We start from the raw sequence: 26,823 nt of genomic DNA, 5'->3' as shown, positions 1-26,823 counted from the left end.
CTCATCAGGCAGTGCGGGCGGTGGCCTGCACCACGGACCCGACCCGGTCGACCAGCAACGCCATCTCGTAGCCGATCCGGCCGATGTCGTGCTGCTTATTGGCCAGCACCGCCAGGTGCGAACCATTGCCGACGCTCATGACGAGCAGGTAGCCGCGCTGCATCTCCACGATGGACTGCATCACCTTACCGCCGTCGAAAAGCTGTGCGGCACCGGCGGACAGGCTCGCCAGACCCGCGGTGACCGCGGCCAATTGCTCACCGCGATCGCTCGGCAGGTGCGGGCTGGTCGCCTGCAGCAGGCCGTCGGCGGAGACCAGGACGGCGTGCGAGACGCCCGGCACCTCCCGGGTGAAACGGGTGACCAACCAGTTCAGGTTCTCATCTGTAGTGGTGCTCTGGGAGTCGGTCATACATGCCCTCCGTCTGTGTACTGCGAGTCTGCGCGCCCCGAACGGACGCCGCTGAGGTGCCTGGTCAAGCTGTTGCGGATCTCGTCCGGATTGCGCGCGCCCGCCTCGTCCTCCTGCGCCACGGCACCGGGTACCAGCTGGGCGCCGGGCCGGCGGATGGGCAGTCCACCCTGAGTGCGGGAGTTGCTGGTCGGATTGGCGGCCTCCTCCGCGGCGGCCCAACCCGCATCCGAGGTGGACGACCACTCGGTGTCCGAATCCTGGGTGCTGCCGGCGGGTTCCACCAGCCACTCGGACACCATGCGCTGGTAGATCGGACTACCGGACATGACGTTCTCGCGCTGCGGGGCGGGCTGAGCGGCGGGTGCGGGCTGACCACGCTGCGGGAGCGGGGCGGGAGCGGTGAAATTGCCACTGTCCGAGCCGAATCCGTTGCTGTCCGAGCCGAATCCATTGCCGGTGTTGGCGGCGAATCCGTTGTCGCTGTCCGCGGCGAATCCGTTGCCGGTATCGGCGTTGAAGCCATTGCCGGTATCGAAGCCGCTGCCGGTCTCCGCGCCGAAGCCATTGCCGTTGGACCCGTTGCCATTTCCATTGCCGCGATGGTCATCGCCGCTCAGGCCGTTACCGCTACCGCCGCCATTGCTCTCGCCGGGTCCGAACGCGCTGTAGCCGTTCGAGAAGTAGCCGCCGTTCCCGTCCCCATTGTCCGAGCCGTACCCGTAGCCATTGTCGGCGGCGGCCGGTGCGGCCGGTTCGGGTCGCTGTACTTCCTGTGGCCGCTGCATCTCGTGCTGGCCGGTATCGCCCCAGAAGTCCACCGGTGGCTGGGTGTTCGGCCCCACCACGCTGTAGTTCTCGGTCGGCGCGCCACCATCGGCGAAGGCATCCACGAAATTATCGGTGAACGGCTGGTCACCGGTGTAGACCGGTTGTTCGCCGGTATCCATACCCGGTGTCTTGCGCTGTGGCAGACCGGAACTGGTGACGCCGAACCGCCCGGTGGTGACGACCTCCGGGGGATTGGGCACCGGTATCAGCCGCGGCGGTGTGACCACCGGCTGCGGTGCGGATACGGGTGCCTGCGGCAGTGAGGAGACCGCGGCCGGGGCCACGGGCAGTGCCGCGGTGGCCGGGTACTGCCCGGTGCTGTTGTCGCCGGCGCGCTCGGGCGCGGGTGAGACGAGGGTGCCCGGCAGGTGCACGCTGGCGGTAATGCCCGGCTGCTGCACCATGGCGGAGGTGCGGCGCAGGCTCACGGTGATGTTGTGCCGCTTGGCCAGTCGGCCGACGACGAACAGGCCCATGCGGCGCGCGGTCTCGACATTGACCTCACCACCGGAGGCGAGCCGGTCGTTGATGGACTGCAGGTCTTCGGCATTCATGCCGAGGCCCCGGTCGGTGATCTCGATGAGGTAGCCCCCGTCCACGGCGCGCGCCACCGAGACCGCCACCGGAGTGGACGGCGGGGAGTAGCGCAGCGCGTTGTCGATCAACTCGGCCAGCAGGTGCTCGATATCGACCGCGGGTTCACCGGCGACGATGCCGTCGGGCACGGTGCCGATCTCGGCGCGCTGGTAATCCTCGACCTGCGAGACCGAGGACCACAGCATGTCGGAGAGCGGCACGGGCGCGAGATGGCCACGGCGCAGCGCGGTTCCGGCGAGCACCAGCAGGTTGTCGCCGTTTCGGCGCATGCGGGTGGCGAGGTGGTCCAGGCGGAACAGCGATTGCAGGCGTTCGGAGTCGTCCTCGTCGCGCTCGAGCTCTTCGATCAGCGTCAGCTGCTGTTCGACGAGGGATTGGCTACGGCGGGAAAGGGTCTCGAACATATTGCCGATCTGCAGTCGCAGTCGGGCCTGTTCGGCGGCGAGGTGCAGCGCCTGGGTGTGGATATCGTCGACGGCTCGGGCGAGCTGGCCGATCTCCTCGGTGGTGTGCACATCGACCGGGGTGATCTCGGGGGTGACGCCACCGGCGCGCACCACCTCGAGTTCCTGCGGCAGGTCGATGTGCGCGACCTGCAAGGCATCTCGCCGCAGGCGGCGGACCGGCACGACCAGCGAGCGGGCCACCACCAGGGCGAGTGCGAGACCCGCCAGCAGCATGCCGATTACGACCGAGGTATCGCGGAGCACGGTATTGCGGGCGTCGGTGGTCAGCGAGGCCAGCTTGCTGTCCAGCATGTCGCCGATGCCATTGGCCTCGCGGGAGTAAAGGTCCGCGCTGGCCTTGAGGGAGTCGGTCATGGCGGGAATGGCCATCGGATCCGGTGCGCCCGAGGCCAGAATGCCGATACGCGTTCCGGCGGCGTCCTTGAGTCCGTTGTAGTTCTGTGCCGCGTCCGGGACCAGGCCCTTGTACACCTCGACCATGGTGATCTCGGCGCCGATGGCGGTGAGCAGCCGGGTCTTCATGGCGTCATTGGTGCCGATGCCGGGCGTGGCCAGCATGAGGCGTTCCTGGGTGAGCAGGCGGCTGGCCGTCATGACGGTGCCCTGCTGCAGGAACAGTTGCTGCACACGAAGATCCGAGAGCGTCTGCGAGGTGGTCAGCGAGGACTGCACCTTGGTGGAGATCGCGCCGGAGATGTCGGCGATCGCCTGCGGTGAGCTGCTGCGCAGGCTGTTACGCATATTCTTGGCGTCGCCGATGGCCTCGGTCATGCCCTGGGCGACGCCGACTTCGACTCGGGACGAGCGCAGCAGGGTCTCGAGCTCGGCGACCGCCTGATCGAATTTGCCGATGGCATTGTCCACCACCGGGTTCGCTTCGGGATTTCCCCAGCCGGTGATGGCCGCTACGGCGAGTTCCTGTGTGGCGGACTCGAATTTGATTGATGGGCCCATTACGGCGGCCTGTTCCGTACCGGCGCTCAGGTTGTTGATCGTTTGCAGCTCGGAGTTGATGCGCAGGACCGCGAAGGTCGAGGCGAGCAACACCGGGAGCACCAGAACGATGCCGACCTTGCGTGTGACGGGCCAGTTGGACAGGCTCAATTGCCAGGACCGGGGTGTCGCTTCCATCCCGCTTCCGTCGCCTCCGCTTTTCACGAGTGACCCCCAGGTCGTATGCGGTGTACGGCGTAGGGGTCTAACCCCGCGCGGAACCAACTAGAGGTCTTCTTTTCCGGCCTGCAACATACCGCGCGGGCTGTGTAACGGCAATTCGAGGAACTCGTTGTACATGACTCCGAATAGGATCCGGCGCAACGTATTTCGAATACGCTTACCGATCGGTAAGTAAAACGCGCTGGTCACCAGGCGATCCCGTCCGGCGTGTCGAAGCCGCCCTTCTCAGTCGCCTCTCAGTCGCTGTGGGCAGACTGGTGTCCATGCGCATTCTGGTAGTCGACGACGACCGCGCGGTCCGGGAATCGCTGCGTCGCTCGCTGACCTTCAACGGCTACACCGTCGACCTCGCGGTCGACGGTCTCGATGCCCTCGAGAAGACCACCGGTCAGCGGCCCGATGCCCTGGTACTCGACGTGATGATGCCCCGTATGGATGGGCTGGAGGTATGCCGGCGGCTCCGCAGCACCGGTGACGATCTGCCGATTCTGGTGCTCACGGCACGTGATTCGGTCTCCGAGCGGGTCGCCGGACTCGACGCCGGGGCCGATGACTATCTGCCCAAGCCGTTCGCCCTCGAGGAGTTGCTGGCGCGACTGCGCGCACTGCTGCGCCGCACCACCGTCGATCAGGGCGAGGTCTCCGAGACCATGACCTTCGCGGACCTGTCACTGGATCCGGTCACCCGCGAGGTGCTGCGCGCCGAACGCCCGATCAGCTTGACCCGCACCGAGTTCTCGCTGCTGGAGATGCTGATGGCCAATCCGCGCCGGGTGCTCACCCGCAGCCGCATTCTCGAAGAGGTCTGGGGCTACGACTTTCCCACCTCCGGCAACGCGCTCGAGGTGTACATCGGTTATCTGCGCCGCAAGACCGAGGCCGAGGGTGAGCCGCGGCTCATCCACACCGTGCGCGGTGTCGGCTATGTGCTGCGCGAGACCCCGCCGTAGGGGCTGGAGTCGTGGGTAGAACTGTTCCCCGGCGGTCGATGGTCGCCGGGCTCGCCAAATCGCCTGAGCCCGATATGCGCCCGCCGATGCCGCTCACGCGCTCGGTCTCCCTGCGCTGGCGGGTGACGCTGCTGGCCGCCTCGGTGGTGGCGGTCGCGGTGGCCTTCACCTCCATCGCCGCCTATGCGATGGTGGCGCGTTCGCTGTACGCGGATGTGGACGCGCAATTGAAGGCGCGCGCTTCGCTGATGATCGACAACAACTTCGATTCGCTCGGCTTCCAGTCCATCGTGCTGGCGGGGCTGTACTCCAATGACGTCGGGGTCGCGCTGATCTTCCCGGACCTGTCGCCGTATGTACCGCCGCAGACCACGAATCCGCCTGTGGGCAAACAGGAATTGGCGGTGGCGCGCGGCGAGATCGGCTTCTCGCTGCGCACCGTCGACAATCAGCGGGTGCTGGCGCGGCGCACGCATTCCGGCTCCACACTGGTGGTGTCGCAGCGGCTGCAACCCACCCGCGAGGTCCTGGATCGACTGGCCTGGCTGCTGTTCGTGGTCGGCGGTTGCGGCGTCATGCTGGCGGCGGCGGCCGGAACCGCGGTGGGGCGCACCGGTTTGCGGCCCATCGCGCGCTTGACCGCGGCCACCGAACGGGTGGCGCGCACCGATGATCTGACGCCCATTCCGGTAACCGGCGATGACGAACTCGCCCGGCTCACCGAGAGTTTCAACACCATGTTGCGCGCGCTCACCGAATCCCGGGAAAGACAGCGCAGATTGGTGGCGGACGCGGGCCATGAGCTGAAGACGCCACTGACCTCTTTGCGCACCAATATGGAATTGCTCATCGCCTCCTCGCGGCCGGGCGCACCGCGCATTCCGGATCAGGACATGGCCGAGTTGCGCTCGGATGTGATGGCGCAGATCGAGGAATTGTCCACACTGGTCGGCGATTTGGTGGACCTGGCGCGCGAGGACGCACCCGAGACCGTCTACGAACAGGTCGATATCGGCGATGTGGTGGAGCGGGCGCTCGAACGTGCCCGGCGCCGGCGCACCGGAATCGAATTCGATGCCTCGCTGCGGCCGTGGTTCGTCTACGGGCATGAGGCCGGACTCGAACGCGCCATCCTCAATGTGCTCGACAATGCCGCCAAATGGAGTCCGGCGGGCGGTTCGGTGCGGGTGTCCATGCGCGAGAACGGGCGCGGGCTGCTCGAATTGGCGGTGGACGATGCCGGGCCGGGTATTCCGCCCAATGAGCGCGATCTGGTGTTCGAGCGGTTCTACCGGACCACGGCCTCGCGCTCCATGCCCGGCTCCGGGCTGGGGCTGGCCATTGTGAAACAGGTGGTCACCAAGCATGGCGGCACCATCACCATCGATGGTTCCGACCGCGGCGGCGCGCTTATCCGTATCGTTCTTCCTGGCGAAGGCAACCCCTTCGCGGGTGTAGAGCAGTAGCGGAGCGATAGAAAAGCTCCGGAAAAAGAAAGCGCGGTCTCAGTCCGCTCTCAGTCGTCACCGCCACGCTTGGCTACGAGACTCGAGGAGAAACGAGAAACATGACCGAGGATTCGAAGCGGGACCCCGAAGCCACCCCCGGCCTCGCCGCCGCGCAGCCCGACCCCCACGCTGCCACGCAGTCGCCCGCCACCTCCGGCGTCCCCGCGACCCCGGCTCATGGTGAAACCCCCGGCCAGCCCGATTCCGCGGCCCCGGCCCACCCCGACTTCGGCGTCGATGCGCCCACCGGTGGTCCGGCAGCGCAACCCACTGACAGTCCGGCAGCGCAACCCGTCGGCGGTCCGGGAGGATCGCCCTTCGGCGGTCCGGCCGCGCCATCGCAGCAAGGCTTCGGTTCGGCTCAGCCGCAAGGGGATCCGCGCACCGAATCGTTCGACGGTTTCGGCAGCGCCGCCGCCGCGGGTGCTGGAGCACCGGAAGCCTATGCGGCACAGCAGAGTTCGTGGGCGCGCGGTGGGTCGCAGGGCGCGGCTCAGGGCTATCCCGCACAGCCGCACGGGGCCCAGCCGCACGGCGCACAGCCGCAGGGCGCACAGCCGCAGGGTGGTCAGCCGTTCGGCGCGCAGTCGTATGGCCCTGCCACCCAACGGATTCCGGCTGCCGGGACCGAGCAGCTGCCGGTCGGCGCCTATGGCCAGGCGTACGCGGCGTCGGGGGCCGGGTACGCCCAGGGCATGGGCGGACCGCAGCACACCGAGCCGATGTTCGGTGGTCCCGGTGGTCCGGGCCAGCCGCCGCGGGGTCCGGGTTTCCCCGGTGAGCCGGGCGCGCCCGCGCCGAAGCGCTCGGGCAAGACCGGTCTGGTCGCCGGTGCGGTGGTGCTGGCGCTGCTGAGCGGCGGTATCGGCGGCGCCGTGGGTGCACTGGCCACCCATTCCGACAATGGCGGTTCGTCCCTCACCAACGCCTTGGACGCACCGAAACCGAATGTGAACACCGTCGCCAATGCCCCGGCCGGTTCGGTGCAGGCCGTCGCGCAGAAGGTGCTGCCGAGCGTGGTCATGATCCGGGTCGCGGGCCAGAAGGCCGAGGGTGAGGGCTCCGGCGTGGTGCTCTCCACCGACGGCCTGATCCTCACCAACAATCACGTGGTGAGCGGTGCCGGCCCGAACGCCACCATGCAGGTCGCCTTCAGCGATGGCACCACCGCCGCGGCGCAGCTGGTCGGCGCGGATCCGGTCTCGGATCTGGCGGTCGTGCGGGTGCCGAACAAGCAGGGCCTCAAGCCGATCGAGCTCGGCTCGTCCGGCAGTTTGCAGGTCGGTGAGTCGGTGGTCGCGGTCGGTTCGCCGCTCGGCTTGGCGGGCACGGTGACCACGGGCATCGTCTCCTCGCTGAACCGCCCGGTATCGACCAGCGGTGAGCCGGGTTCGCAGGGCACCGTCATCGACGCCATCCAGACCGATGCCGCCATCAATCCGGGCAATTCCGGCGGGGCACTGGTGGATATGAACGGCAAGCTGATCGGCATCAATACCGCCATCGCCACCCTCGGGGTCTCCGAGACGGCGGGCGGGCAGAGCGGCTCGATCGGCCTGGGCTTCGCCATTCCGGTGGATCAGGCCCGGCGGGTCGCCGATGAGCTGATCAAGAACGGTAAGGCCACCTACGCGCAGATCGGCGTGAAGGTGCGCGCGCAGGACGATGTCAATGGGGCTCGCGTGCTCGAGGTGACCGCGGACGGCCCGGCCGCCAAGGCCGGTATCCCGAACAACGTGGTCGTCACCAAACTCGACGATCAGGTGATCGATTCGGGTAATGCCCTCATCGCCGCGGTGCGTTCGCACCGGCCGGGCGACAAGGTCAAGGTGACCTACACCGACGATCAGGGCAACAATTCCAAGACCGTCGAGGTGACCCTCGGCGAGGCGGCGGCGGAGGGCGGTCGATGATGCGACGCGAGAGTGGACGAGTACCCGTGCCGGAGATCCGGGTCACCCCGGACGGCGGCTGGGAGCTGTTGTCGGACAACGGCACTGTGATGTCGGGCGCAGCCGCCGGGCTGTCGGGTCCAGGCGCTACGGTTACCACCATGGAAATCGATGCCGCAGTGGCGGGCCGTGCTCTTGTCGTGGTCGTCGACGACCGAACCGCTCACGGTGGAGTGGATTCCTTCGGGCCGCTGGTCACCGAACTACTCACCGAGGCGGGATTCCTGGTCGACGCGTCGGTCTCGGTCCAGGCCGATGAGGTCGAGATCCGCAATGCGCTCAATACCGCGGTCATCGGCGGTGTCGACCTGGTGATCTCGGTCGGCGGCACCGGTATGTCCCCGCGCGATGTCACCCCGGAGGCCACCGAAGAGGTGCTGGATCGGGTGCTCCCGGGTATCAGCGAGGCATTGCGCGCCTCCGGTCTGGCCTCGGGTTCGCTGGACGCGGGTCTCTCGCGCGGGCTGGCGGGCGTCTCGGGTTCGACCCTGGTGGTGAACCTGCCGGGTTCGCGTGCCGCGATTCGCGACGGTATGGCCACCCTCGGCCCGCTGGCCAGCCGGGTCATCGATGAATTGTCCGGTCTGGACGAATGATTTCCCGCTCACAGCAGGACGCGGCCGGCGATCCGGCTCCCGAGCCGGACGACTCCGGCGCACCCCGTTCGGCCCGGCGCCGGACGGGGTCCCGTCGTTTATCGGCCGCGGACGCGGCCAAGCTGGCGGCCGTCTTCGGCGAGGATCTGCCCGCCACCACCAATGACGAGCGCACTCCCGAACCGGACTCGGGCCAGTCGGGGGATGACTGGTTGCGTTCGCAGGTGCCCCCGCATCACGGCTGAATTCCACTCTCGATTTCGCTGAGCGCACTCACTGCTGAGTGTGCTCACAATCGTATGCGCGCGTATTGCGCGCGGCATTCTCCCCGCTCGGCGGCGGGTCTCACATTTACGCCGATTCATCACGGCATTCGCATGTTTATCAAACTGTTGCCAAATAGTTGCGGATGTGGCTAGAATCTCGTTCGGGTCGATAAATATACGTGTCCAAAGAGTTTGAGCAGACTGCTTGACATTTGCTCATGGGAATTGGATGCGGCGGGCGTCCCTGCTCAGCTTCGGTGGTCGGAGCTGTACGCGAGAGAACCTGATGAGGGAAAGAATGAGCGAGAACCGCACCAGCGGTGTCCGTCGCGCCGTCCGCTTCGCGGGCATCGGCGCTGCCGCCTCCGTGGCGCTCGGTCTGATGTCGACCGGCGCCGCCAATGCCGACACCTTCGTTCCGTTACCGGACGGTCAGAAGGCTGCGCCCAGTGGGACTGTCACCATCACCCGTACGGGTGAGCACGCCCTGATCTCGCCGTCGCTCGCTGCCAATGGCGCGGGTCGCGTCGTGTGGGTCTCGGGTAACGCGGTCGCCGATGTCGCCGAAACTCCGGAGGGCACCGTCGGGCCGAACAACGGCGCCGCCAATCTGCCCGGTTCGAACAACTCCTCAACCCATGGCGCCTCGCACCTCGCCACCGGCTACATCGTCGGTTGCCAGGTCGATATCGCGAGCAATGCGATCTCCGCCGGTGTCTCGGGCGGCGTCAACCTCAGCGGCGGCAGCCTCGGTGCCTCGGTCGGCCTGAACCTCGGCCCGGGTGAGGTCAAGTTCGTCGAGATCGACAGCAAGGACATCCTGAAGGCGGGCCACTACTCGGTCGAGTACCAGGATGCGCAGATCCAGGTCAACGGCTGTGCCGGTTATGCCCAGGCGCGCGCGTACACCGTTGTCGAGGTCATCGGCGACCACTACTCCAAGACCACCCTCTATGGGCAGCCGTTCAGCCTCGGCTGACGTTCGGTCTGAACAGCAAATTCACTACTCGCGTAAGCGAATTCGACCCTAGAGGGATAAACCAATGAACATCCGCAAGACTGTGGTGCGGGCGGCCGGTATCGCCGCCGTCGCCACCGCCGCTCTCGGCCTGTTCTCCACCGGCGCGGCCAATGCCGACACCTTCGTGTCGCTGCCCGGTGGCGAACTCACCAAGACGCTGTCCGACGGCACTGTCGTGACCGTGCGCATGGTCGGTGAATCGGCCAACATCAACCCGTCCATGGGTGCCACTCCGGTGCACCGCAATGCCTGGGTCTCGGGCAGCGCGCAGGTCGAGCTGTCCGGCGCCAACGGCGCCGTCGGCGGCAAGATCTTCCCCGGTTACGTGGTGGGTTGCCAGGTCGACATCTCCGGTGGCGGCGCCACCGGTGGTGCCGACGGCGGCGCCAACTGGGATGGTTCGAGCCCGTCGGCCGGTGCCACCAGCGGTGCCAACCTGACCCTCGGCCCCGGCCAGACGCGCTCTTTCCACGTGCTCGATCTCGAGCAGCCCGATGACTTCGGTGGCGAGGCGCACAAGGTCCGCAATGCGTTCAAGGGCTCGAACGGCTCGGTCACCTGGGCCGACGAGACCATCGGTCTGACCGGTTGCGGCGGTTACGCCCAGGCCCGCTCCTTCGTGAGCGTCGAGGTCGAGACCGACAACGTGATCACCTGGGTGACCCTCTGGGGACAGCCCTTCAGCCTCGGCTGATTCCTCCCGCTCAGCGGAAGCCCAAGGGGCCCGGCGCTTTTTGCGCCGGGCCCCTTTTCGCTATCCATAGCATTCTCGACATACATGCGGGATAGGCGCGGGGCCCTGTGCGGGTGCACTGGATTCCGTTCTCTCACACCTCACAGATCACAGCGGTGATGTAAAGTGCCCAGCGTCGCTACACATTAAGAATTTGTTAGCAGTAACACAGTGGCAACAATGTGGCGACAAACTTACCCGGGGTTCCCCAAGAGCCCTTTTCAACCTCGGTGGTCGAGGTTGACCGTAAGAAACCTGATGAGGGGAAGTATGAGCGAGAACCGCACCCACGGTCTGCGTCGTGGTGCCCGCATTGCGGGTATCGGCGCGGCCGCGGCCGTGGCCATCGGCCTTTTTTCGACTGGTGCTGCTAATGCCGATACCTTCGTACCGTTGCCGGACGGTCAGAAGGCTGCGCCCAGTGGGACTGTCACCATCACCCGTACGGGTGAGCACGCCATCATTTCGCCGTCTCTGGCGGCCAACGGCGCCGGTCGCGTCGTGTGGGTCACCGGCAATGCCGTTGCCGAAATCGCCGAGACGCCCGAAGGCACCGTCGGACCGAACAACGGTCCGGCCAATGGCGACGGGTCCAACAATTCCTCCACCCATGGCGCTTCTCAGCTGAGCACCGGCTACATCGTCGGCTGCCAGGTGAACATCGCCGATAACGCCATCACCGCAGGGCTTTCCGGCGGCATCAGCCTCAGCGATGCCTCGGTCGGCGGCTCCATCGGAGTCAACCTCGGCCCAGGTGAGGTCAAGTTCGTCCAGATCGATTACAAGGACGTTCTGAAGCCCGGTACCTACTCGGTCGAGTACCAGGATGCTCAGATTCAGCTCCAGGGTTGCGCGGGCTACGCCCAGGCGCGGGCTTACACCACCGTCGAGATCATCGGCGACCACTACTCCAAGACCACCCTGTACGGCCAGCCGTTCAGCATCGGCTGATAGTGGTCAGACCCCGCCAAATCACTTCTCGCGCAAGCGAATTCAACCCTCGAGGGAAAACTGTAATGAACATCCGTAAGACTGTGGCGCGGGTGGCCGGTGTCGGCGCTGTCGCAACCGCCGCTCTTGGCCTGTTCTCCACCGGCGCTGCCAACGCCGATACCTTCGTCGGCCTGCCGGGCGGCGAACTCACCAAGACCCTCTCCGACGGCACCGTGGTCACGGTCAAGCTGGTCGGCGAATCCGCCAACCTCAGCGGGTCCATGGGCGCTACTCCGTTGCACCGCAATGCCTGGGTTTCGGCATCGGCGCAGGTCGAGCTGTCCGGCGCACCCGGTTTCACCGGCGGCAGCATCTACCCGGGCTATGTGGTCGGCTGCCAGGTGAACATCGCCGGTGGTGACACCAGCGCCGGAGCCACCGGCGGCGCGTCGTGGGACAGTGACGGCAATGTCACCCCGTCCGCGGGCGCGACCACCGGCGGAAACCTGAATCTCGGCCCCGGCCAGGCGAAGTCGTTCTACGTGCTCGATCTCGAGCAGGCCGATGACTTCGGTGGCGAGACCCACAAGGTCCGCAACAAGTTCAAGGGCTCCAGCGGCTCGGTCACCTGGGCGGACGAGACCATCGGCCTGAACGGCTGCGGTGGCTACGCTCAGGCGCGTGCCTTCGTCAGCGTCGAGGTCGAGACCGACAATGTGATCACCTGGGTCACTCTGTGGGGCGCGCCGTTCTCGCTCGGCTGATCTCCATAACGTAAGACGAACGGGCCCGGCGCATTTCGCGCCGGGCCCGTTCGTGTATTTCAGGTGTTCGCCGGAGACTCCCGCATGACTTCAGCTTTCGTGCTTACCGCCGGAACTCCCAATACGGTCTTCGGCGAGCAGATCTCGAATCTGGTGCAGCAGTTCATTATCGGTGAGCGAAGCATCGACATTGCCCCAGCGCTCCTTGGCCTTGGTGGCCGGGATCACCAGGATGAAGTAGAGCAGTGCCGCGATGATGAGGAAGTCCAGCGCGGCGGTGATGATGGGTCCGATGGCGACGAAGGTGGCGGGTTTGCCGGCCACCAATTGGAACCCGAGTCCGAGGTCATTGATGCCACCGAACACCGCGAGCAGTGGATTGATGACGCCATTGCTGAACGCGGTGACAACGGCGACGAATGCGGTGCCGATAATGACCGCGACGGCCAGGTCGACGACATTGCCGCGAAGCAGAAAATCTTTGAAACCCTCGAGCATTGCCGAGAACTCCTCTGCTGAAGGCGGGTGGAGCCTGCGTAATGCGTTATCGGGGATGCTAGTTCACTTCGCGGCCGGGTCAGTGGAACACGACGGTGAGTGCCGTGCGCAGGGAGGCGGCGGCCACGGCGGTGGCGCGCCGGGAATCCAGGGCCACCAGGACTATTCGTTCATCCCGGCCGCGGGAGTTGTCCGCGCCGGGAGTCAGGATGACCGCCGCGTCGGCGGCGAGTAGCCGGGCCGGGCGGCCGCCGCTGCCGGGCTCCTCGGCGGCGACCACGTCGACGCGATCACCCGCGCGCAGGATATCGGCAACGGCATTGTCCGCCAGCCGAATCGGGACTATGCGGGCGTCGGGGGAGTGGGCGGCGACGGCGGCCAGGCGCGGGCCGACAACCCGCAGTTCGGTGAGGATCTCGCCCGGTGCGACCGCGCCGGTGAGGGTCGCCCCGCGCAGTGCGCCGGGTTCGCGAATCGCGCCGTCGGGCAGGTCGGTGGTCTCGCGGGGTGCGGTGCGCAGATCATCGGCGGTGAGGATATGGCCCGGTGCCAGTTCGCGAGTCGCGACCAGCACCTGCGTCTGCCGGTCGTTCGGATCGCCGCGCATCGCGAGTATCGCGGCGAACATCAGTAGCGCCACGGCCGAAATGCGGCGCAGCAGTACACCATCGGCCCGGGGCGGGCGCAGTGCGGTGAATTCGAAGCGGGAACCGCGGCCGAGATCGGCATCGGGGCCGGCTGTGCGCGAACGGATCATGCCGGGCAGCTTATGGCCGTACAGGCGTCAGCCGACCCCCGAAAGTACTGGAAAGGGGTCGGCTGTGGATAACTCCGGGGCTGTGGATATCAGGCGGCGGAGGTGCTGTTCGAGCTGCTCGGAGCGCTCGACGGGGTGCTCGTGCTCGGGGTCGAGCCGGTGCTCGCGCCGTTCGAACCGGAGCCGCTGGAACTCGAACCGCCATCCGAACTGGATGCCGACTTGGCGGGCTCACTGGAGGTGGAGCCATTGCGGCTGTCGGTGCGGTAGAAGCCGCTGCCCTTGAATACGATGCCGACCGAGTTGAAGAGCTTGCGCAGCTTTCCATCGCACCGGTCGCACACGGTGAGTGCGTCATCGGAGAAGGACTGCACGATGTCGAACTTGTTGTCGCACTCGGTGCAGGCGTACGAGTAAGTAGGCATCGGTGAAACCTCTCCACGGTATTCGTCGACTTAGCACTCTACAGATGACAGTGCCAACACTGCCAATCGGGTGTCAATTCCCCGGTCATTCGCCCAGCTCGAGCAGTCCGCCGAAGGGGGTCAGCGCCCATCCCATTCGATGGTCGTGCGACTCCCGCGGCAAATGGCCGACAACCTCATCGTCGCGCACCACCGCGATCAATCGGGCATCGGCCCGACTCGCGCTCAGACTTCGATCGTAATAACCCGCGCCGCGACCCAATCGAGTTCCGCGCCGATCCACCGCCAGCGCCGGAACGAGAATCACCTCGGCCGATCGCAGTGCGCCGGCGATCGGTGTCGAGTCCGGTTCGCGCAGTCCGAATCGCCCGCGTCGCAGGCGTTCCGGGCCTTCGTACTCGGCCCACTCCAGCGGGCCCGGTTCCCCGGTAACCGGCAGCAGTACCCGGACGCCGCCCGCGCGCAGGGCGTCGAGCATGTCCACCGATCCGGGTTCGCCGCCGACCGGCACATAGGCGCACGCCCAGCGCCCGTCGAGTCCGCGCGCCAGTACGGCGGCCTGTTCGGCCAATGCCCGCGCCTCGCGCTCGCGGATCTCCGGTGCGAGTTCCTTGCGCCGCGCGAGTATCTCCGCGCGCCATGCCGCCTTGTCCCGTATACCGGTCACCCGTTCACGATATTGCGCCACCGGACCGAACTCTGTGTGGGTGTGTGGCGCGCAGCACTGTTCGCGGTGGCGGGAGTGGGTATGAAGTGGTGGAAGGGTTGTACGGATGCCCTACGGGTATGGCATCCGGTGCGCGCGGTGCGGCGTTCGGTGCGCTCGGTGCGGCCCGGACGCTTAGGCTCTCGGGGATGTCGGGGCGGTGATCAGGCCGCGCCGGCGCACCAGAGGAGATGGATAGGGTGAGTTCATGACAGCTAATGGCGGCGGAGCCGAGTCGTGCTTCCGCACCGCGGTGGTGCCCGCGGCGGGACTCGGCACGAGGTTCCTGCCCGCGACCAAGACGGTGCCCAAGGAGCTGCTACCGGTGGTCGACACGCCGGGCATCGAATTGGTCGCCGCGGAGGCCGCGGATTCCGGCGCCACCCGGCTGGTAATCGTGACCTCGCCCGGAAAAGACGGCGTGGTAGCGCATTTCGTCGAGGACCTGGTGCTGGAGAGCACCCTGGAGGAGCGCGGCAAGCTCCATCTGCTGGAGAAGGTGCGCAAGGCCCCCGCCCTGCTGGATGTCACCTCGGTGGTACAGGAGGAGCCGCTCGGCCTGGGTCATGCGGTGGCACAGGCGGAGTCGGTGCTCGACGACGACGAGGACGCCATCGCGGTCCTGCTCCCCGATGATCTGGTGCTGCCCAGCGGTGTGCTCTGCGCCATGGCGCGGGTGCGCGAGACCTACGGCGGTTCGGTGCTCTGCGCCATCGACGTGCCCGCGGCGGAGGTCAGCGCGTACGGCGTCTTCGATGTGGAGTCACTGCCCGGGGCGGGCACCGATGTACTCAAGGTCAACGGCATGGTGGAGAAGCCGCCGATCGACCAGGCCCCTTCCACTTTCGCGGCGGCGGGCCGATACCTGTTGGACCGCGCCATCTTCGACGCGCTGCGCCGGATCACCCCGGGCGCGGGTGGCGAATTGCAGTTGACCGACGCCATCGCGCTGCTCATCGCGGAGGGGCATCCCGTTCACGTTGTGGTGCACCGTGGGTCGCGACACGATCTGGGCAACCCGGGCGGCTATCTTCGTGCTGCGGTCGATTTCGCTTTGGAACGTGAGGAATACGGTCCCGCGCTGCGCGAGTGGCTCGAGCAGCGGCTGGGTCCGGGCTGGCTGGGTGATCGCACCGAGCCGCAGCTCACCTCGCACGAGTGACGGATGCCGCTTGACGGGGTGTGGCTAGTGCGCGAGACCAGGGAAGGGCGGCATGCGCTCGGTTGAGGATCAGCAGATCAAGGTGACCGCGGCGGCTGTCGCGCCGCGGCCCGTTCGGGTCGCCATCTCCGAGGCCCAGGGACTGCTGTGTGCCGAGGATGTCGTCACCGAGCGTCCGCTACCCGGTTTCGATCAGGCCGCCATCGACGGCTATGCCGTGCGCAGTGTGGATGTCTCCGGTGCGGGCGCCGATATTCGCGGTGAGGACGGCGAACCGATCGAGCTGTCGCTGCCGGTGGTGGGTGAGGTGGCGGCCGGTTCCCGGCAGCCGATCCGCCTGCAGCCGCGCCAGACCGTGCGGGTGGACACCGGTGCGCCGCTGCCGACCCTCGCGGATGCCGTTCTGCCGCTTGACTTCACCGATGGCGGCCGCGCCCGGGTGAAGGTGTACGAGCCCGTGCGCTCGGGCGATTACGTGCGCCGCATCGGCGATGATGTGCAGCCGGGCGATCTGGCCGTGCGCGCCGGGACGATCATCGGCCCCGCGCAGGTGGGTCTGCTGGCGGCGGTGGGCCGGGACAAGGTGCTGGTGCATCCGCGGCCGCGACTGTCGGTGCTGTCGGTCGGTGGCGAGCTGGTCGATATCGATCGCACCCCCGGGCCGGGCCAGGTCTATGACGTGAACTCCTACGCCCTGGCGGCCGCCGCGCGCGATGCGGGCGCGGATGTGAACCGGGTCGGCATTGTCAGCGGGGATCCCAAACGCCTGCGGGATGTGGTGGAGGGCCAGCTGGTTCGCTCCGAGGTCGTGGTGATCGCGGGTGCGGTGGGCGGCTGGGCGTCCGAGCAGATTCGTGAGGCCCTGGAGGGTCTGGGCGAGTTGGAGATCACCCGGGTCGGTATGCATCCGGGTTCGGTGCAGGGTTTCGGCCTGCTCGGCCGCGATGAGGTGCCGACCTTCCTGCTGCCGTCGAATCCCGTTGGCGCGCTGGTGGTTTTCGAGGTGATGGTGCGGCCGCTGATCCGGATCGCGCTGGGCCGTAGACATCCCATGCGGCGGGTGGTGCGGGCGCGCACGATTCTGCCGATCGCGTCGATTCCGGGGCGGCGCGGTTATCTGCGCGCGCAGCTCATGCGTGATGAGCAGACCGGTGATTACCTGGTGCAGCCGCTCGGCGGGCCGAATGGTGCGTCGTCACATCTGCTGGCCACCATGGCCGAGGCGAACAGCCTCATTGTGATCGACCCGGATGTCACCGAGGTGCGTACCGGTGACGAGGTACGGGTCGCTTTCCTCGCACAGCGAGGGTGAGATCGTGGATATGAGCGTCTTCCGGGCCACCCAGCATCCGGGCTGGCCCGCACATCTGGGTCCGGTACGAGTGGCGGCGGGGCAGGTCACGTTGCGGCCCATACGTTTACGGGACGCGTCGGCGTGGAGCCGGATTCGTACCCGTGATCGGGAGCATCTGGAGAAGTGGGAGCCGACCGGGCGGGGTTCCTGGGAGGCCCGCAATCATGCCGGGAATTGGCCGTCGCTGTGGTCGAGCCTGAAGGCGGAAGCCCGTCGCGGATCGATGATTCCGATGGTGATCGAGGTGAACGGCGCGTTCAGCGGTCAGATCACCATCGGCAATATCGTGCGCGGTGCGTTGCGTTCGGCGTGGATCGGCTACTGGGTTTCCAAGGAGCTCACCGGCCAGGGCGTGGCGACGGCGGCGCTGGCGCTGGGCCTGGATCACTGTTTCGGTGTGGTCGGTCTGCATCGGGTGGAGGCCACGGTGCGGCCGGAAAACCTTGCCAGCCAGGCGGTGCTGCGGAATGTGGGTTTCCGCGAGGAGGGGTTGCTGCGCCGCTATCTGGATGTGGACGGCGCGTGGCGTGACCACCTGCTGGTTGGTATGACGGTGGAGGAAGTCTCAGGGACCGTGGTGGACAAGCTGATTCGCTCGGGACGCGCCGCGCGGGCATGAAATACGGCGCGCCGCACCGACTGACCACGACATCCATACCGGTCGTAACTTGTGTGACTACTGTGGCAGGTGTTGACGGCGCGCCTGCGGGCCATTCCTGAGACACGGAATTAGCCTACGGGCGTCGGTGGTGCGTCCTCGTACGACCGGTAGGTGCTGCGGTGCACGTCGCGAGACGGTGTACGAAGGGAAGCGAGCCAGGCGGGGACGGAGGTGTTGAGCGCGATGCCGAATTCGATCTTGTGGATCGGACTGGTCGTGCTCTGGGTCTTCGTGCTGTTCCCCATGCTCGCAGGCCGCCACCCCCGCATTCGTCAACACACCGACGCCGCCCTGAACACCCGGGTGTTGCATCGCGGCGATACCGAGCGACGCACCAGAAAAGGTCCGGCCACCGGACACGACACCGACCCGGACTACGTGCCGGTTCGCAGGAAGCATCACCACGATGATCCGGAGGATCGGATGACCAGATCGGACGACAGCACTCGAGCTGAATCGGACGACGAGGATTTCGACACCGACCGCGAACGCGATACGGAGAGCGCGGATTCCGCGCGGGGGGAAGCGGTGGTAACGGAGCAGGCCGAGGTCGTGGTCGGCGACGATACCGTGGTCTCGGCGGATGCCGAGACCGTCGAGAGCGAATCCGAGTCCGGCACAGCGGAATCCGAGATCGACGAGCAGACCGAGCATGATGCCGAGACCGGCGCGGGATTCACCGAGGACCGATCCGAAGACGCGCTCGACACGGCGGATGACGCCGACGAGCCACCGGCCCGCAAGCGGTCGCGGGGTGCGGCTCCGCAGCGGGCCCGGGTGCCCGCGCTGCGCGAGGACGACGAATCCGATGAGGACGACCCGGATTTCGTGCCATCGCGGCGCGGTCGCGGCGGCTACGACCCGGAGGCCGATGCGATCGCACGCGCGGCCCGCTACACCTTCCGGCAGCGGGCCGTACTCGGCCTGGTGCTGAGCACTTTGATCTTCGCCGGTGGCGCAGTGGCGATTTCGGCCGCCATGTGGTGGCTGGCCGCACTCTCCGGAGCGGTCCTCGTGGGCTACCTGGCCTATCTGCGCCGCCAGGTGCAGTTGGAGGAGGACATCCGCCGCCGCCGCACCGCGAGGCTGTCCCGCTCGCGTAGCGAGGACGCGGACGACGTCACCGAGGCCGAGCCCGAGCAGGCCCGCCCGGATCGCGAGGAGACCCGCACCCAACTGCGCCGCGCGGTACTCGTGGAACCCGATGACGAGGACCCGCTCTTCGAACATCTCGAATTGTTCGACGCCGCCACCGCGCGCGCCGCTCGCGAACGCGCCGCCGGCCGAGTCCGCCGCGCGGTGGGCGAATAGTCACCCCCGAAAGTCCAATGGGTGCACGGCGATAAGCCGTGCACCCATTTTCGTCTACCCCCGAGAACCAAGCGGCCGGTGTGCACTCATGGTGGGGCAGAGGGCGTTTCGCCGCCATGAGTACACACTCGCGGCAAGGGCTAGTGGGGCATTCGGGTGGCTATCGGGAGCTGTTCCTCGATGAGTTCGGCGAGGGTGCGGAGTTTGGCGGCGAATTCGCGGGCGGCTATCGGATCATCGGTGGAGCCCTTGACCACTTTGGAAGTCAGTGCGGCGAGGCGGGATTCGGCGGTGGTGAATACGTCGGGGGTGTGGGGGGTGTCTTCGGTGAGGTCGCCGCGCAGCCAGGAGCGCAGGCGTTCGACCATCTCGCCCTGGTTGTAGTCGTGGGGGAGGACCGCGACGGCTTCCCGGAGTTTGCCCGCGGTGACCTTCACATCGGCGGCGAGCGTTGTGTATACGGTGAACGCCGCATCCTCGCCGTGCGCCGCCACGATCGGAAGTAGTTCGCGGATCTGGCCTTCGTTGATGGAGGGCGCCACCGGATGTAGTCGGGCCGCCAGTGGCCAGGCGCGAATCAGCTTGTGCGCGTAGGAGCGCTGCATATCCCAGCGCTTCTCCACATAGTCGTCGAAGGTCGCGTGTTCGGCTCGGTACAGGCGGCCGTCGCGCACGATCTGCAGCGCGCGCCCGGCCACCCAGAACGCGACTCGCAGTGCGTCGATGGAGGATTCGCAGAGATCGAGCTGTTCCAATTCGCTCGCATTGAGCGGACCCTCGCCCGCCGCGGGCAGCGGCATGGTGAGCACGCTCGGCGACGCCGTAGCCGCTCCCCGCAACGTACTGCCCACACTCCGCAGGGCCGGATCGATTCCGCGAACCCCGGCCCCGCCCACCCGCTGCACCGGTTTACCGGTGGGCTGCACCGGTTTTCCACCGAGCATCTCCGTCTTGGCGCTGGGTGGCACGGGATTGTCACTGGGCCGCACCGGACTGTCGCTGGGCCGCGATAGCTCGTCGCTGGATTGCACCGACTTGTCGCTGGGCCGCAACAGGTTGTCACTGGACTGCACCGACTTGGCGTTGGTCTCTACCGGCTGTTCGGCGATCTTGCCCGGCTTGGTATTGGGCTGCATGGTATTTCCGCCGGGCGGTGTCGAATCCTTGTCGCGCTGTGGGGATTCGACCGTGTGCGCTGGCGGTTCGGGTGCCGGGCGGGGTGGTTCGGTGCTGGGGGTGATGAACATGGCGGCAGGGGATTTCGCCGTCATGGCGGGCGGCAGGATCATCTCCGTCTCGGTGACGGTTTTGCTCACCTGCGGTGCGGTCGCGGCGGGAGTGACCGTGGTGCTGTGCCATTCGGCGTCTCGCAGTGGTGAGACGGGCGGGGTGTGCTCGGCTTCGTCGGAGAGGGGGTTGCGGGTGGGCGCGGGATGCGTGCCGCCGATGGAGCTCTTGCGTCGTTGCGGGGGCATCAGGCCGGGACCTCCAGGTCTTCAGGGGTGGTCAGGTTTTCGAGGTAGGGGCGCAGTAGTTCCTCGCCGACCCGGTGGTATTCGCCGAGATCCGCGATGGGGTTCTCGGCGCCGTCGCCGACTTCGCCGTCGGCGGCCTCGCGGTACCACTTCCACGCGCTCACATAGGATTCGAAGACGTCGTATCCGGCGTCTTCGAGATTGCCGCGCTGCGAACGGTATTCGGTGGAGACATTGACCCCGTTTTTCATGGTGACGGGGACCTTGGTCATGAGGACGCGCACCCGAATCTGTTTGGCGCTTTCGGCGGCGGCCTCCTCGGCGGCGCGGTAGGTACTGGGAACGCGTTTCACCTCCGACGGGCTCACGCTGGTCACCAGGATCAACTCATCACTCTCGGGGACGGCGGCTTTGAAGATGTCGGCCGATTCACCGCCGGCGTCGACAATGATGACCTCGTATTTCCCGGCATTGTCGGTAATGCAGTCGTTCACGTGCCGGGAGGGGAAGGCGATCAATTCGAAGGGGACTTCGACGTCCTCCTTTCGTAATCGCCGGTACCAGGAGTAGCCGGTCTGACTCAGCGGGTCCGCGTCGATGACGAGTACTCGGAGTCGGCGCACGGTGGCGAAGTAGGAGGCGAGGAAGAAGGCCGAGGTCGTCTTGCCCACGCCGCCTTTCAAATTCCCCAGTGTGACCACCAGTGGTTCGGGAAGTTCGGGTAGCGCAACGGAATCCGTCATGGAGAATCCTCCGTCTCATGGGGAGGGAACTTGTTCGCGACAAGTCTTCCACGGTCGATTGCACGGGCCGTTCATTGCGGAGCGTGTCCAATTGGACACAGTCTTCCGCGCGGAGAAATCCGTCCAAGTTTACGAATCCGTTATGAATAACACGCGTGTCATTCTGTACGCCCTCGCCGAACGGGCGTTCTATGCAATGTGGAACTGCCGCAGTACCGAGATGTTCGTGAACGGAAACCGGATAGCTGAACGCTTGATGGAAGGACCGCATCATGGAAAGTATCGGTGACAGACAGAGGCTTCCCTACCTGCCGCGAATATCGTGGCGGAGCCTGGGCACCGGCATTCTCGCCGCCGCCGGAATCGGTGCGGCACTGCTGTTCGCAGCGGGTGAGGCCGAGGCGACACCGGTAAGCATCCCCGGCATCGGGCAATTCGAGATTGCCGATGAACTCGCCGCCCAGCTCGGAATCCAGCCGCCTGTAGAGGAATTGGCGACGGCGGAGGCTCCGGTTGTGGCGCAGACGATCATCGAGACGCTCGAATTCCGTCCCGTGACGATTCCCGAACGACTTCGGGCCCCGCAGTATTCGGCTCCGAAGTTGCAACTCGCGGTCCCGTCGATTACTTCCCCGGAGCCGATCGCCCCGGTCGCGCCGGACTCCCGGCGGGTGACCGTGACGGGGCTCGGCGATTTCTCCGTTCCGAACAGCCTGCCGCCGCTGGTGGGTATTCCGGGCGTGAGCGATGCCGCCGCCGCACCGGCGCCCGTGCCGGCCGCCATGCCGAACAAGTCGGCCGGCCAGCGCGCGGTGGAGGCGGCCCGGACCAAACTGGGCGCGAGCTACCGCATGGGCGCGGTCGGGCCGGATGCCTTCGACTGCTCGGGTCTGGTGCAGTGGTCGTACCGCGAGGCCGGTGTCGAAGTGCCGCGCACGAGTTATTCGCAGCTGGCGGCGGGCACACCGGTTTCGGTGGACGAGTTGCAGCCGGGTGATCTGGTCTCCTTCTACGGCGGCGGTCACTCCGCGCTGTATGCCGGTGACGGCCAGGTCATTCACGCATCGACTTATGGCCAGGGCGTGAAGCTCTCGCCGATCGACAATATGCCGATCACCGGCGTACGCCGATTCTGAGCGGCAGGATGGTGCGGAGCGAGAGGTGCGAAATGAGTAAAAGGCTATCGATGGTGGCGGCCCGGGCGATGGCCGCGGCGCTTGCGACATTCACCGTAGCGGCGCTGTCGACTTTCACCGCCGGTCCCGCGAATGCCGCCCCGGTCTGTCCGGGTGCGGGTCAGCCGACCTTCGCGGTCGCGAATCCTGGTGGTGCGCTGGAGGGTTTGACGGTCGATCCGGCCGGTCGCGCCTTCACCACCGACCTGGTCACCGGCCGGGTATTCCGGATCGATTTTCCGGGTGCGCCCGCGGTGCCGATCGCCACGGTGCCCAGTGGCGGTGGCGGTGCGTTGGCTTGGACGCCGGACGGCAAACTGCTCGTCGGTTATGGCGCGGATGCGCGGGTGATCTCGGGCGACAGCCGCCGGCAGGCCGGAATTATCGCGGTCGATCCGGATACCGGTGCGGTCGCGCCCTATGCCGTGGGACTCAGCGCGGCGAATGGCATGGCCGTGTCGCATGACGGAATCGTCTATGCCACCAATGATTTCGCCGATCTGATCGGCCGGGTATATCCGAATGACGTGGTGCAGGCCGATTGGGGCAGTCTCCCGAGTGCGAACGGTGCGGTGCTCAGTAGCGACGACCGCTACCTGTATGTCTCGCGGACTTTCGTCAATCCCGGCGTGACCCGTATTCCGACCGATGCCCCCTGGGCTCCGCAGTCGCTGGTGGATCTCGGTGGCGGTGATGTGTTCGACGCCCCCGACGGTCTGACGCTGGATTCGCTGAATCGCCCGGTGGTTCCGATGAATCCGTCCGGTCAGGTGGTGCGCGTGGATGGGCCGAACCAGTTCTGTGTTCTCGGCTTCGGCAATAATCTGACCAGCGTGGTGAGCTATGGCCGCGGCGATCGGGGTTTCTCGGCGGGCCGGCTGTTCGGTGCGACGTTCACCGGTGTGGTCTACGAGATTCCCGGCGGCTTCGACCCGAACGCCCACACTGCCGCACCGTGATTCGCTCGGTTCGCATTGTTCATGGTGCGGCGAACGCTACGTTGCGTTCGCACGCCCGGCGATCGCGAATTGCATTTGAAAAGTGGCTTATTCCAAGTTAATTCGCTGTTTCCTCGCTCAGTGATGTTGCAGCCTAATGCGATTGGGTTGGCGTTATGTTGCAATAGAATCCGATGAGGGAGGTGGGGCCGATGCCCGGAGGGCGGCTCACGCCGGAGGATCGGCGGCGGATTGCATTGGGTTTGACGCAGGGGCTCGGGTATGCGGAGATCGCGCGCCGGCTGGGCCGTCCCACGTCGACGGTGAGCCGGGAGGTGACCCGTAATGGTGGTCCCGGCCGCTATCGGGCGGATCTCGCGCATGCCGCGACGGTGGTGCGTTCGCGGCGGCGCTCGCCGCGCCCCAAGCGGGTCGAAAAGCCCGCGGGCGCGGATGAATTCGGGCGGCTGCCGGAGGTGGTCGGCGTATTCAGCGCGCAGTTCGCGGAGCTGTTCGCGCGGACCGGGGTGCCGAAAATGGCGGCGGCGGTGCTGGCTCGGCTCTATGCCGCCGATTCGGGCAGTGTCACCGCGGGTGAGCTGGTGCGGCATCTGCGGGTGAGCCCGGCGACGGTTTCGGCGGCCGTCGGATATCTGGAGGGGCAGGGGCTGATTCATCGCGAGCGGGATGCGGGTACTCGCCGGGATCGGTATTTCCTCGACGAATCCGCTTGGTATCGCGCCACTCTCGCGGGTGCGCGGGCCAATGAGCTGCTCGCCGCCAAGGCGCGGGACGGTGCGGGGACGCTGGGCGCGGAAACCCCTGCGGGGCAACGGTTGCTGGGGATGAGTGAGTACCTGGAGAAGGTCGGCTTGGATATGGTGCGTTCCGCCGAGCGCTGGCGGGCGCAGTTGGGAGAACGGCGGGAGTAGGCGCACCTCGGGTGTAGACATACATACGGTATGTATGTAAAAGTGGTCGGGTACCCACGGGCATTGGAGCAACGATGGCAACAAGCACATCCCTCGGCCGTACCCACGAGGTGGATCTCCCCGGCGGCCGCATCAGGTACCACGACACCGGCGAGGGGCCGCCGGTCGTCTTCATCCACGGACTACTGGTCAATGCCGATCTCTGGCGCAAGGTGGTGCCGCGGATCGCGGCGGCGGGTTACCGCTGCCTGGCCCCCGATCTGCCCCTCGGCTCGCACGAAATCCCGGTTCCCGCAGCGGATCTCACCCCACCCGGACTGGCCGATCTGATCGCCGCCTTCCTGGAGCGACTGGATCTGCGCGATGTCACCCTGGTCGCCAATGACACCGGTGGTGCGATCACCCAGGTGTTGCTGACCCGCGATCGATCCCGCATCGGGCGCGTGGTGCTGGCCTCGGTGGACAGCTACGAGGGTTTCCTGCCGCAGCCCTTCACCCCGCTGACCTGGCTGGCCCGCATCCCCGGTTCGGTCCGCCCGCTGGTCGAGTCCATGCGGATTCGGGCCCTGCATCGACTGCCCATCGCCTTCGGGCTCGTCACCAAACGGCCGGTGCCGCCGGAGATCGCCGATTCCTATCTGCTGCCGAGCCGCCGCTCCGGGGCTATTCGCAAGGACCTGCGGCGGGTATTGAAAACCCTGCACCGTCGCTACACGCTGGAGGCCGCGAAGCATTTCGGCGCGGTGGATATCCCGGTATTGCTGGCCTGGGCGCGCGAGGATCGCCTGTTTCCCGTCTCCTTCGCCGAGCGGCTGGCCCGTGATCTGCCCGATGCGACCTTGACGCTCATCGACGATTCGTACACCTTCCTCCCCGAAGATCAGCCCGAGTTGCTCAGCACCGCGATCCTGGAGTTCACTCGGCTGCATGCCACGCCGTAGCCAGGAGGACCGCTCGCGCACCACCAGGGCCGCGCTCGAGGACGCCGGACGCCGGTTGTTCGTCGAGCGCGGTTTCGCCAGAACCTCCGCGCAGGATCTGGTGGCCGCCGCCGGCGTCACCCGCGGCGCCCTGCATCACCATTACGGCGATAAGCGCGGCCTGTTCCTGGTGGTGCTCGAGCAGGTCGAGGTGGAATCCTCCGCCGAGATCGAAAGCGCCATAGCGGCAGCCGATTCCGATGACCTACTGGCCGGCATGGCCGTCGGCCTGGCCACCTTTCTGGAGATCTGCCGCCGCCCCGCCATGCTCCAGGTGGTCCTCACCGACGCCCCAACCGTGCTGGGCTGGCAGGCTTTTCGCGAATTCGAGGCCCAGCACGGCCTCGGCCTGATCACCGCCCTGCTCGAACGCGGCCGCGAAGCCGGTCTGATCTCCGACGCCCCCATCCCCATGCTCGCCCAATTACTGGTGAGTGCCCTCAGTGAGGCGGCACTCATGGTCGCCAATGCCGCCGACCCCGACCTCGCCCGAGCCCAGGCCCAGCAATCGATCATGCTGCTGCTCGCGGGCATCCTGCGCACCTGAGTGCAGAGCGAAATAGGCTGTGCCGGTTGATAATCGGGAGCCAGGTCAAACCACGAGCTTGGCTACCTCACGCTGGAATCCGGCGGTGAGAGCGCGGCGTTCGGTGTCGTCGATCCAGGCCGCGTCCAGGGTGGCGAGCGCGGCGCGCCGCGCGTCGTCCCGGGTCCAGCCGAGATCGGTTGCCGCTCACCTACTGCCTGCTGGCGCGTAAAGCCGTTGCCGCCGAACAGAATTGACAAGGAACTTATCTCCCTGGCCTTCTTCCATGAATTGAGCGTCGACGCCCGCGTCGAGACTCTGGCACCCCCGCACGGCGGCGGTACCTCGTACCCACCGGTCATTGCCGGCGCGTATGTCCAGGAGAAGCTCGACTCGGTAATTCTGATCCCGGGCTGGCCGCGCACATCGGTGATCGCGGTCGCGGTGGAATTGATCACCGCGGCCGCATCATTCGCAATCCGTCACGGTGGTGGTGACCCCGAGGGGGTTCCGGGGAAGGGGTGCACGGCGATTCCCGGGAATCGGCGATGAATACGATCCACATATCGGCGTACCGAGGCGAGTTCGGCATCGAGGGATCGGCGGACATCGATGGTGGCGGCACCCTGTAATCGGCGGGCCAGGGTCACGGCGTGTTTTTCCAGCTCGGCCAGGAAGACCCGTGCCTGGGCTGATTCGGAATCCTCGGCACTGTCGTAACTATCGAACATCGGCTACTCGGATCATGCGGTTCGGGTGCGTCTTCCGGCGGCGCGACCCTCCGGTCTGCATATCGCGGAAGTATTCCACGTGGCTTCGCTGTCTGCGGCCCGAATGGTTTGCGATCGTGCGACATTCGCGAATCGATTCGGCAGTGGTGCCGATCGGCGAGCTCGGATCGCAGCGTTTCGCTCCATCCGTTTGCCAATTATTGCCTGATCGCGGGGTCGCTGGTCTCGCGTACTTCACCCGCG

Annotated in this window: 27 protein-coding genes; 18 read left to right on the top strand and 9 right to left on the bottom strand. The window is 66.6% G+C overall.

The genetic code is table 11. From position 1 onward, the window contains the following. Positions 1-4 precede the first annotated feature (4 nt). Both GFY24_RS05365 and GFY24_RS05355 read right to left on the bottom strand, forming a co-directional pair. Positions 5-412, bottom strand: coding sequence for a roadblock/LC7 domain-containing protein (locus GFY24_RS05365; RefSeq protein WP_067572715.1), 408 nt, complete (start codon positions 410-412; stop codon positions 5-7). Then, the gene (locus GFY24_RS05355; RefSeq protein WP_228566008.1) at positions 409-3,438 is read right to left on the bottom strand and encodes a sensor histidine kinase; all 3,030 of its coding nucleotides are present in this window, start codon (positions 3,436-3,438) and stop codon (positions 409-411) included. The genes GFY24_RS05365 and GFY24_RS05355 overlap by 4 nt, the downstream gene beginning before the upstream one ends. Before the next feature lie 302 nt (positions 3,439-3,740). Here GFY24_RS05355 and GFY24_RS05350 point away from each other — a divergent pair, with 302 nt between their 5' ends. The 9 genes from GFY24_RS05350 (at position 3,741) to GFY24_RS05310 (ending at position 12,206) form a co-directional block, all read left to right on the top strand. Further along, positions 3,741-4,433, top strand: coding sequence for a response regulator transcription factor (locus GFY24_RS05350; protein ID WP_157556752.1), 693 nt, complete (start codon positions 3,741-3,743; stop codon positions 4,431-4,433). A gap of 38 nt (positions 4,434-4,471) precedes the next feature. Further along, on the top strand, positions 4,472-5,899 hold the full coding sequence (locus GFY24_RS05345; RefSeq protein ID WP_153804181.1) for a HAMP domain-containing sensor histidine kinase: 1,428 nt from the start codon (positions 4,472-4,474) through the stop codon (positions 5,897-5,899). Positions 5,900-6,636: 737 nt separating this feature from the next. Further along, positions 6,637-7,854, top strand: a complete 1,218-nt coding sequence (locus GFY24_RS41665; RefSeq protein ID WP_375336010.1) for a S1C family serine protease — start codon at positions 6,637-6,639, stop codon at positions 7,852-7,854. Between the two features lie 89 nt (positions 7,855-7,943). Beyond that, positions 7,944-8,489, top strand: coding sequence for a MogA/MoaB family molybdenum cofactor biosynthesis protein (locus tag GFY24_RS05335; protein ID WP_153804180.1), 546 nt, complete (start codon positions 7,944-7,946; stop codon positions 8,487-8,489). Further along, a complete protein-coding gene (locus GFY24_RS05330; RefSeq protein WP_153803840.1) occupies positions 8,486-8,734 on the top strand; it encodes a hypothetical protein in 249 nt (82 codons plus the stop codon). The genes GFY24_RS05335 and GFY24_RS05330 overlap by 4 nt, the downstream gene beginning before the upstream one ends. A gap of 319 nt (positions 8,735-9,053) precedes the next feature. Then, on the top strand, positions 9,054-9,734 hold the full coding sequence (locus GFY24_RS05325; RefSeq protein WP_153803839.1) for an MspA family porin: 681 nt from the start codon (positions 9,054-9,056) through the stop codon (positions 9,732-9,734). A gap of 64 nt (positions 9,735-9,798) precedes the next feature. Then, a complete protein-coding gene (locus GFY24_RS05320) occupies positions 9,799-10,470 on the top strand; it encodes an MspA family porin (RefSeq protein WP_153803838.1) in 672 nt (223 codons plus the stop codon). Positions 10,471-10,779: 309 nt separating this feature from the next. Further along, positions 10,780-11,460, top strand: a complete 681-nt coding sequence (locus tag GFY24_RS05315) for an MspA family porin (protein WP_153803837.1) — start codon at positions 10,780-10,782, stop codon at positions 11,458-11,460. 65 nt (positions 11,461-11,525) lie between these two features. Further along, positions 11,526-12,206: an MspA family porin gene (locus GFY24_RS05310; RefSeq protein ID WP_153803836.1), complete on the top strand. Its 681-nt coding sequence runs from the start codon at positions 11,526-11,528 to the stop codon at positions 12,204-12,206. A gap of 90 nt (positions 12,207-12,296) precedes the next feature. Here the strand turns inward: GFY24_RS05310 and mscL are convergent, their stop codons facing one another. From mscL to GFY24_RS05290, 4 genes are all read right to left on the bottom strand, one after another. Next, positions 12,297-12,704, bottom strand: a complete 408-nt coding sequence (gene mscL, locus GFY24_RS05305; protein WP_153803835.1) for a large conductance mechanosensitive channel protein MscL — start codon at positions 12,702-12,704, stop codon at positions 12,297-12,299. Positions 12,705-12,783: 79 nt separating this feature from the next. Then, complete coding sequence (locus GFY24_RS05300) at positions 12,784-13,461, bottom strand: SAF domain-containing protein (protein WP_153803834.1); 678 nt, start codon at positions 13,459-13,461, stop codon at positions 12,784-12,786. An 89-nt stretch (positions 13,462-13,550) separates the two neighbouring features. Then, the gene (locus tag GFY24_RS05295) at positions 13,551-13,886 is read right to left on the bottom strand and encodes an FmdB family zinc ribbon protein (protein ID WP_153803833.1); all 336 of its coding nucleotides are present in this window, start codon (positions 13,884-13,886) and stop codon (positions 13,551-13,553) included. Between the two features lie 85 nt (positions 13,887-13,971). Then, entirely contained in the window at positions 13,972-14,553 is a 582-nt protein-coding gene (locus GFY24_RS05290) for a 5-formyltetrahydrofolate cyclo-ligase (RefSeq protein ID WP_309230481.1), read from the bottom strand. A 247-nt stretch (positions 14,554-14,800) separates the two neighbouring features. Between GFY24_RS05290 and GFY24_RS05285 the strand changes: the two genes are divergently transcribed. From GFY24_RS05285 to glpR, 4 genes are all read left to right on the top strand, one after another. Beyond that, positions 14,801-15,754, top strand: coding sequence for a UTP--glucose-1-phosphate uridylyltransferase (locus GFY24_RS05285; RefSeq protein WP_153803832.1), 954 nt, complete (start codon positions 14,801-14,803; stop codon positions 15,752-15,754). 52 nt (positions 15,755-15,806) lie between these two features. Continuing rightward, on the top strand, positions 15,807-17,066 hold the full coding sequence (glp, locus tag GFY24_RS05280; RefSeq protein ID WP_153803831.1) for a gephyrin-like molybdotransferase Glp: 1,260 nt from the start codon (positions 15,807-15,809) through the stop codon (positions 17,064-17,066). Positions 17,067-17,076: 10 nt separating this feature from the next. Next, positions 17,077-17,727, top strand: coding sequence for a GNAT family N-acetyltransferase (locus tag GFY24_RS05275; protein ID WP_153804179.1), 651 nt, complete (start codon positions 17,077-17,079; stop codon positions 17,725-17,727). 225 nt (positions 17,728-17,952) lie between these two features. Further along, entirely contained in the window at positions 17,953-19,080 is a 1,128-nt protein-coding gene (gene glpR / locus GFY24_RS05270; RefSeq protein ID WP_153803830.1) for a gephyrin-like molybdotransferase receptor GlpR, read from the top strand. 140 nt (positions 19,081-19,220) lie between these two features. Here the strand turns inward: glpR and GFY24_RS05265 are convergent, their stop codons facing one another. Both GFY24_RS05265 and GFY24_RS05260 read right to left on the bottom strand, forming a co-directional pair. Further along, positions 19,221-20,555, bottom strand: a complete 1,335-nt coding sequence (locus GFY24_RS05265) for a hypothetical protein (RefSeq protein ID WP_153803829.1) — start codon at positions 20,553-20,555, stop codon at positions 19,221-19,223. Next, positions 20,555-21,298 carry a ParA family protein gene (locus GFY24_RS05260; protein ID WP_153803828.1) on the bottom strand — a complete coding sequence of 248 codons (744 nt, stop codon included), beginning with the start codon at positions 21,296-21,298 and terminating at the stop codon, positions 20,555-20,557. Before GFY24_RS05260 ends, GFY24_RS05265 begins: the two co-directional genes overlap by 1 nt. 602 nt (positions 21,299-21,900) lie before the next feature. Between GFY24_RS05260 and GFY24_RS43580 the strand changes: the two genes are divergently transcribed. The 5 genes from GFY24_RS43580 (at position 21,901) to GFY24_RS05235 (ending at position 25,870) form a co-directional block, all read left to right on the top strand. Then, complete coding sequence (locus GFY24_RS43580; protein WP_375336009.1) at positions 21,901-22,434, top strand: C40 family peptidase; 534 nt, start codon at positions 21,901-21,903, stop codon at positions 22,432-22,434. Between the two features lie 32 nt (positions 22,435-22,466). After that, positions 22,467-23,432, top strand: a complete 966-nt coding sequence (locus tag GFY24_RS05250; RefSeq protein ID WP_194852750.1) for a hypothetical protein — start codon at positions 22,467-22,469, stop codon at positions 23,430-23,432. 191 nt (positions 23,433-23,623) lie between these two features. Next, positions 23,624-24,343: a GbsR/MarR family transcriptional regulator gene (locus GFY24_RS05245; protein WP_153803825.1), complete on the top strand. Its 720-nt coding sequence runs from the start codon at positions 23,624-23,626 to the stop codon at positions 24,341-24,343. Positions 24,344-24,417: 74 nt separating this feature from the next. After that, positions 24,418-25,284: an alpha/beta fold hydrolase gene (locus GFY24_RS05240; protein ID WP_153803824.1), complete on the top strand. Its 867-nt coding sequence runs from the start codon at positions 24,418-24,420 to the stop codon at positions 25,282-25,284. Next, positions 25,271-25,870 carry a TetR/AcrR family transcriptional regulator gene (locus tag GFY24_RS05235; RefSeq protein ID WP_153803823.1) on the top strand — a complete coding sequence of 200 codons (600 nt, stop codon included), beginning with the start codon at positions 25,271-25,273 and terminating at the stop codon, positions 25,868-25,870. The genes GFY24_RS05240 and GFY24_RS05235 overlap by 14 nt, the downstream gene beginning before the upstream one ends. A gap of 461 nt (positions 25,871-26,331) precedes the next feature. Here the strand turns inward: GFY24_RS05235 and GFY24_RS05230 are convergent, their stop codons facing one another. After that, a complete protein-coding gene (locus tag GFY24_RS05230) occupies positions 26,332-26,580 on the bottom strand; it encodes a hypothetical protein (RefSeq protein WP_153803822.1) in 249 nt (82 codons plus the stop codon). Positions 26,581-26,823 lie beyond the last annotated feature (243 nt).

Origin of the sequence: Nocardia sp. SYP-A9097 (genome assembly GCF_009649815.1) — a bacterium.
Taxonomy (GTDB): Bacteria; Actinomycetota; Actinomycetes; order Mycobacteriales; family Mycobacteriaceae; genus Nocardia.
Note: the sequence above shows the minus strand (reverse complement) of the source record. Positions and strands in the feature narration are given on the sequence as shown.

Coding starts and splice junctions, on each gene's coding strand:
- GFY24_RS05365 (WP_067572715.1), bottom strand. CDS start 412: ATGACCGACTCCCAGAGCACCACTACAGATGAGAACCTGAACTGGTTG.
- GFY24_RS05355 (WP_228566008.1), bottom strand. CDS start 3,438: ATGGAAGCGACACCCCGGTCCTGGCAATTGAGCCTGTCCAACTGGCCC.
- GFY24_RS05345 (WP_153804181.1), top strand. CDS start 4,472: ATGGTCGCCGGGCTCGCCAAATCGCCTGAGCCCGATATGCGCCCGCCG.
- GFY24_RS41665 (WP_375336010.1), top strand. CDS start 6,637: ATGGGCGGACCGCAGCACACCGAGCCGATGTTCGGTGGTCCCGGTGGT.
- GFY24_RS05335 (WP_153804180.1), top strand. CDS start 7,944: ATGTCGGGCGCAGCCGCCGGGCTGTCGGGTCCAGGCGCTACGGTTACC.
- GFY24_RS05330 (WP_153803840.1), top strand. CDS start 8,486: ATGATTTCCCGCTCACAGCAGGACGCGGCCGGCGATCCGGCTCCCGAG.
- GFY24_RS05325 (WP_153803839.1), top strand. CDS start 9,054: ATGAGCGAGAACCGCACCAGCGGTGTCCGTCGCGCCGTCCGCTTCGCG.
- GFY24_RS05320 (WP_153803838.1), top strand. CDS start 9,799: ATGAACATCCGCAAGACTGTGGTGCGGGCGGCCGGTATCGCCGCCGTC.
- GFY24_RS05315 (WP_153803837.1), top strand. CDS start 10,780: ATGAGCGAGAACCGCACCCACGGTCTGCGTCGTGGTGCCCGCATTGCG.
- GFY24_RS05310 (WP_153803836.1), top strand. CDS start 11,526: ATGAACATCCGTAAGACTGTGGCGCGGGTGGCCGGTGTCGGCGCTGTC.
- mscL (WP_153803835.1), bottom strand. CDS start 12,704: ATGCTCGAGGGTTTCAAAGATTTTCTGCTTCGCGGCAATGTCGTCGAC.
- GFY24_RS05300 (WP_153803834.1), bottom strand. CDS start 13,461: ATGATCCGTTCGCGCACAGCCGGCCCCGATGCCGATCTCGGCCGCGGT.
- GFY24_RS05295 (WP_153803833.1), bottom strand. CDS start 13,886: ATGCCTACTTACTCGTACGCCTGCACCGAGTGCGACAACAAGTTCGAC.
- GFY24_RS05285 (WP_153803832.1), top strand. CDS start 14,801: ATGACAGCTAATGGCGGCGGAGCCGAGTCGTGCTTCCGCACCGCGGTG.
- glp (WP_153803831.1), top strand. CDS start 15,807: ATGCGCTCGGTTGAGGATCAGCAGATCAAGGTGACCGCGGCGGCTGTC.
- GFY24_RS05275 (WP_153804179.1), top strand. CDS start 17,077: ATGAGCGTCTTCCGGGCCACCCAGCATCCGGGCTGGCCCGCACATCTG.
- glpR (WP_153803830.1), top strand. CDS start 17,953: ATGCCGAATTCGATCTTGTGGATCGGACTGGTCGTGCTCTGGGTCTTC.
- GFY24_RS05265 (WP_153803829.1), bottom strand. CDS start 20,555: ATGCCCCCGCAACGACGCAAGAGCTCCATCGGCGGCACGCATCCCGCG.
- GFY24_RS05260 (WP_153803828.1), bottom strand. CDS start 21,298: ATGACGGATTCCGTTGCGCTACCCGAACTTCCCGAACCACTGGTGGTC.
- GFY24_RS05250 (WP_194852750.1), top strand. CDS start 22,467: ATGAGTAAAAGGCTATCGATGGTGGCGGCCCGGGCGATGGCCGCGGCG.
- GFY24_RS05245 (WP_153803825.1), top strand. CDS start 23,624: ATGCCCGGAGGGCGGCTCACGCCGGAGGATCGGCGGCGGATTGCATTG.
- GFY24_RS05240 (WP_153803824.1), top strand. CDS start 24,418: ATGGCAACAAGCACATCCCTCGGCCGTACCCACGAGGTGGATCTCCCC.
- GFY24_RS05235 (WP_153803823.1), top strand. CDS start 25,271: ATGCCACGCCGTAGCCAGGAGGACCGCTCGCGCACCACCAGGGCCGCG.
- GFY24_RS05230 (WP_153803822.1), bottom strand. CDS start 26,580: ATGTTCGATAGTTACGACAGTGCCGAGGATTCCGAATCAGCCCAGGCA.